Here is a 4,564-nt window from a genome sequence, read left to right as displayed (position 1 = left end):
TTGGCCCGCATCTTTGAAAGTCTGCGAAATCGTGTCCCCGCAGCCGTAAACTCGCAGCTCACATAACTGCTCCCCGCGCCCGCGGGGATGACCCCACGCCATGGGCCTCCCCGCGAAAACCGCCGAATGGTGCGTCGACACGTTCAACAAGGCTCGCCGCTGGCCTCACCGTGGCGGGCGGGACACCCCGGACATATAGGCGCTGATGCCCCGCCGGTTGATCGTGCCGCCGGGAATGACCCGCGCGTTCGGCGGCGGCGTGGGCACCTTCCGCTTCGCTCGCTTGGTCCGGTCGCCACCGATCAGGTGCGTATTGTCGATCTTCGCGGTGCAGTCGCCGCCCCGGACTTCGTCGTACGGGTGGCGGCAGCCCTTGCAGTACACCTCGAGCGCGTCGACGCGCTGTCCCTCGGAAGCCTTGAAGCTGCCTCGGTGGTCGGCGACGCTCGCGGCCTTCGGGGTGACCTCGATCTCTGCGGCCACGACCCAGACATGGGAGAGATTCGGTTTTCCCCGGGGCCGGCGGGTCGGACTCTCGAGGTGTCTGGGTATCAGCGGCGGGTGCTGGGGCTGGACGGATGGCCGGCTCGGGCTCGAGCCAGGCGAACAGGCTTTCCTGCAGGTGGGAGAGCGGCCGGTCTCGGGCGAGAGGGGGGCTGTCGCGGTCGTCACCGTTCCTCCGGAGCTCCACAGGGTTGACGTAAAGCGCAACCCCCTTCCCTCCCCGGACGTCAACGGCCGCGATCTGTTACACCTCAGCGGATGCATCCCCGACCGGGGGAGGTCTTGGGAGCCTGACAGGGGCGGGCAAGGCCGTCAGGCCCATGGAACGCCCTCGTCGGGCCCCGGCTGGAGTAGCAGGTTCCGAGCCTCCCGCGCCCGCTGCTCGGCTGGCTGGCTCCGGGTGATCCGCCGGGTCCGTCAGATGATCCTTGCTGCGAGCAGCAGGGCGAGAGGGCCGCCTGGCAGCAGGAAGTGCCCCTCCTGTGCTGCCTTGATGGCGTCGTCCAGCGGCCACCACATCAGCTTGAAGTCGGCTTCCGTCTCGGTGAGCTGCTGCTGGCCGACGGTCAAGCCCTCGGCGAGGTACAGGGCCAGCCGGGCGGGCCCGTTGAGGCTGATCGCGTAGGTGCCCAGGTGCCGCCAGCGCGCGGCAGTCACGCCGGCCTCTTCGGCGAGTTCACGGCGGGCACATTCCTCATCGGACTCGCCGGGTTCCTGTCGGCCGCCGGGGAGGAACAGATACTCGCCGCCGTACTGGGGGAAGTCGGCGCTGAGGATCGCAACGTTGCCGTCACGGTCGCGGGCGACGACGACGGAGGCGTTCGTGTCAGGGCCGTGTTGTGACGTGGTGGTCATGGGCCGGGAGACTACTCCCGGCCCGGTGTGATGGGGGCAGTTTGCATGGTTCCGTTCGGTTTAGAGGTGGCCGAGGATCGTGTCGGCCAGCTCGTCGGGAGTCTGGTCGCCGGTATCGACGACCACGGCGGTAGGGTCCTCGGCGGCGAGCGTGTCGAAGTTGCGGCGCAGCCGCTCGAGTCGTCCAGGGACGGTCATCATGTCGTGGTCGTCCTGGTTGTAGTCCCCCTTGGCACTCATGCGGGCTTGCAGCGTCTGGTCGTTGCACCGGAGGTAGAAAGTGCGGTCCGGACCCACGAGGTAGGGCCAGAACGGAGCGAGCAACTCCCGGACCTGACCCATGTCCAGCTCGTGCACGGCCGAGTGGTAGGCGATCACCGAGGAGACGTAGCGGTCGGCGACCACGGGACCGCCGTCGGCCAGGTATCCGCGGATCAGGTCCGTGGAGTGCAACACCCCGGACAGGTAGAACGCGAACTGGGCCAGGGCGGCGCAGCCTGCGTTGATGGCCGCGCACCACGGATGGTGGGGGTCCGGCACGGTGTGCAGACTGGCGGCGCCCAGGCGCGCGCTCAGCGTCCGAGCCAGGGTCGACTTGCCGATGCCGGAGATGCCTTCCAGGACCACGAACGGTGCACGCCGCTCGATGCCCGGGCCGGGGTCGTACGCTCCGCGGAGGACGCTCATAAGGTGCCCTCCGTGAATCGGGCCAGGTGGTCGGCGACGGCTTCGGTCAGGGCGTCCATGTCGTCGAGCAGCGACGTGACGTCCAGCCGGAGGTCATCGCGCAGGATGCACGGCTGAATGCCGCCCGAGTGGTCCAGGCGCAGCGCCCACAAGCCCTCGATGCACTGTGGGCGCAGCGGGCAGTGCCCGCACTGCCCGACGTGGTGACGTCCCAGATCGCGGTGGATGACCTCGACCTCGATGCCGTCCACGCGGAAAACCCGTCGGCCCTGCCCCACGCCGGCGATCTCCACCCGCTCGTCGCTGGTCAGCGTGCGCAAGTGGTCGATGATGAACTGGGCGGACAGCGCGCTGGAGCGGCCCTGTTCGTTGTAACCGGTGTCCACCAGTTCGATGAACTGTACCGGCATCCGGTTATCCAGCGCGTACTCCAGGATCGGCACGACTTCGTGCTTGTTTTGCCGCTGGAGCAGGGTGTTCAGGCCGACCTCGGGCGCGACCTCGCGGGCGACGGCGATTCCTTCTAATACGCGGGAGACCGGAAGTTTCGTCTTCGCGATCTGGCTGAACGTCTCGTCGCTGAAGTAGTGCAATGACACCTTGATCTTGTCGAGCGCGGCGGCTGCTAGCATCTCGCGTTTCTTCGGCACGAGGAGGCCGTTCGTGATCAGCGTGTAGGAGATGTCCGGGGACCGCTCGCTGAGGTTCGTCAGCACCTCGGGCGCCAGGGGCGAGGTCAGCGGCTCTCCGCCGGTGAAGTACACCCGCTTCATGCCTTGACGGACGAGCGAGGCGATGATCTCCACGTAGTGCGCGGCGCACAGGCTGCGCCTGCGGGGGGCGTGGCTGCGTTGCTCGTCCGGGGGCACGTCGCCCTCGTTGTGGCAGAACCAGCACTTGATCTGGCAGTGGGGCGTCAGCGATACGCGGAGTTGGCCGCGCAGCGCGACGAAGTTGTGCAGAGCAGTCCAGTTCGTGCCCCGGGTCGGCTTGAACGGGATCACTGGTAGCGCCTGCATGAACCCTCCCTATGGGGGTGGGAGCTGCTGATGGGGCCTCCCTGAACGGCTGGGTTCACCGCAGCAAGGAGGTGGTGCGGATAGGGGATGGGCAGGCCCGTCGTAGAGGTGGAGTCGGGGGACTCCTCGGGCCCGCCCGGTGCCGGCCGCCTGTCCTTCGGCGTGGCTGGCTGGCACGTCTGGCCCCGGCGTGGGGCGGTGACTTCTCCGTGGGGACACGATTCGGTGCATCTCCCCGCGCCGGGATCTTTCCCTGTCCGACGGCCCGGGAGCGTTGTCGACCGGTCCGCCGGACAGGCGTCAGGGGGCAGCCGCCTCGAAGGCGACCACGGTGGTACGGCGTAGCTCGCGCACGGCCTGGCGTGCGACGACGAACGGCATGTCGGGGGAGTCGTAGAGGACGAGAGCATCCGGGGCGGGCGGGCCCGGTTCGCCGGGGCGGGGGTAGAGCGTCCCCGTACTCCGACCAGATCGGCCTCACGTACGCGGAGCTTCACATAGCCTTCGCGGAGCCACGGGCACAGACGCGGCGCCTCCTCCGCGCACGCCCGGCACATGGGCGGGATCGCTGTGCGCACACTTTCCCAGCAGGTGGTCGCGACGTCGTCGAGGAGGGGGAGGAGCCACAGCATCCCATGCTCGTCGCGGTGCGCCGGTTCCTTGCAGCCCGCGCAGAACAGCGCCTCCATGGCGACCCGCTGCCGCTCGGGGTGCAACTCGGCCGCGTACTCGGGCCGGCCGGTGGCCGTTCCGCCGCACAGCGCCCACAGAATGCCGTCCACGTCGCGCGCGAGGGCGTCCTGCTCGGGGTCGGTGTAGACGACGCCGGCCGCGGTGACCGTCACGGGCGCGGTCATCGTGCTTTCCCCCGCCCGTGGCGTCACGTAAGGCGGTACTGGTCTGCTCATGGTGTTCCCCCGAGAGTTGGCTGTGGGAAGGCGAGAAAGGCGTGGTGGCGGTGCAGCCAGCGCAGGTATGCCTCGTACGCCTCGTCAGTGCTGGGCATGGCCTGCCGGCCGGTTGTGAGCACACCGTCGACGAAGCCTGATCCGGCGTGACGGCATGCGAGGTTGAACTGCGGACGGGCCAGGGGCGGGCCGCCCGTGGATATGTCCGTGAAGCGCTCCCGGTGGACGACCCACCCTCGGTCGCGGGCGTATTGCCCAAGGAGGGTGTGCACGGCGTCGGCGTCCACCCCGGGGCTTGCGATGACGTAGGTGGTCACCTTGACGGGGCGGCCGGGCTTGATCGCGGAGATGGCGTGTTCGAAGACGGCACGGCGTAGGGCGGTCAGCCTGGCGTCGGTGGTCGGCCGGTACCGCGGTTCTGAGGACTCCCACCACAGCAGCGGTTCCTCGAGCTCGTCGGCCGGAACAGGCCGCAGCCTCATGACACCCTCCGGGGACTCGTTTTGTGATGGTGCCGCCCGCTGGGGCGTGGAGTGGTCGGTGGCCGACAGCGGCGACCCCGCCGCCGTACGGGCCGCCCTCACCCCGCGG

The 4,564-nt window shown here is 68.9% G+C and carries 5 protein-coding genes; all 5 read right to left on the bottom strand.

The window, feature by feature from the left end:
• Window positions 1-165 precede the first annotated feature (165 nt).
• On the bottom strand, window positions 166-483 hold the full coding sequence (locus ABZ340_RS36410) for a hypothetical protein (protein WP_358786183.1): 318 nt from the start codon (window positions 481-483) through the stop codon (window positions 166-168).
• Between the two features lie 438 nt (window positions 484-921).
• Entirely contained in the window at window positions 922-1,359 is a 438-nt protein-coding gene (locus tag ABZ340_RS36405; RefSeq protein ID WP_358786182.1) for an NUDIX hydrolase, read from the bottom strand.
• 60 nt (window positions 1,360-1,419) lie between these two features.
• Window positions 1,420-2,046, bottom strand: a complete 627-nt coding sequence (locus ABZ340_RS36400; RefSeq protein WP_358786181.1) for a thymidylate kinase — start codon at window positions 2,044-2,046, stop codon at window positions 1,420-1,422.
• Complete coding sequence (locus ABZ340_RS36395; RefSeq protein WP_358786180.1) at window positions 2,043-3,065, bottom strand: radical SAM protein; 1,023 nt, start codon at window positions 3,063-3,065, stop codon at window positions 2,043-2,045. The genes ABZ340_RS36400 and ABZ340_RS36395 overlap by 4 nt, the downstream gene beginning before the upstream one ends.
• A gap of 904 nt (window positions 3,066-3,969) precedes the next feature.
• The coding region (locus tag ABZ340_RS36390) for a hypothetical protein (protein WP_358786184.1) at window positions 3,970-4,564 on the bottom strand (595 nt) is incomplete at its 5' end.

Source organism: Streptomyces sp. NPDC006134, from assembly GCF_040628835.1.
Taxonomy (GTDB): Bacteria; Actinomycetota; Actinomycetes; order Streptomycetales; family Streptomycetaceae; genus Streptomyces.
The sequence above is the reverse complement of the archived record's forward strand: the minus strand, read 5'-3'. Positions and strand labels throughout refer to the sequence as shown.

Coding starts and splice junctions, on each gene's coding strand:
- ABZ340_RS36395 (WP_358786180.1), bottom strand. CDS start 3,065: ATGCAGGCGCTACCAGTGATCCCGTTCAAGCCGACCCGGGGCACGAAC.
- ABZ340_RS36400 (WP_358786181.1), bottom strand. CDS start 2,046: ATGAGCGTCCTCCGCGGAGCGTACGACCCCGGCCCGGGCATCGAGCGG.
- ABZ340_RS36405 (WP_358786182.1), bottom strand. CDS start 1,359: ATGACCACCACGTCACAACACGGCCCTGACACGAACGCCTCCGTCGTC.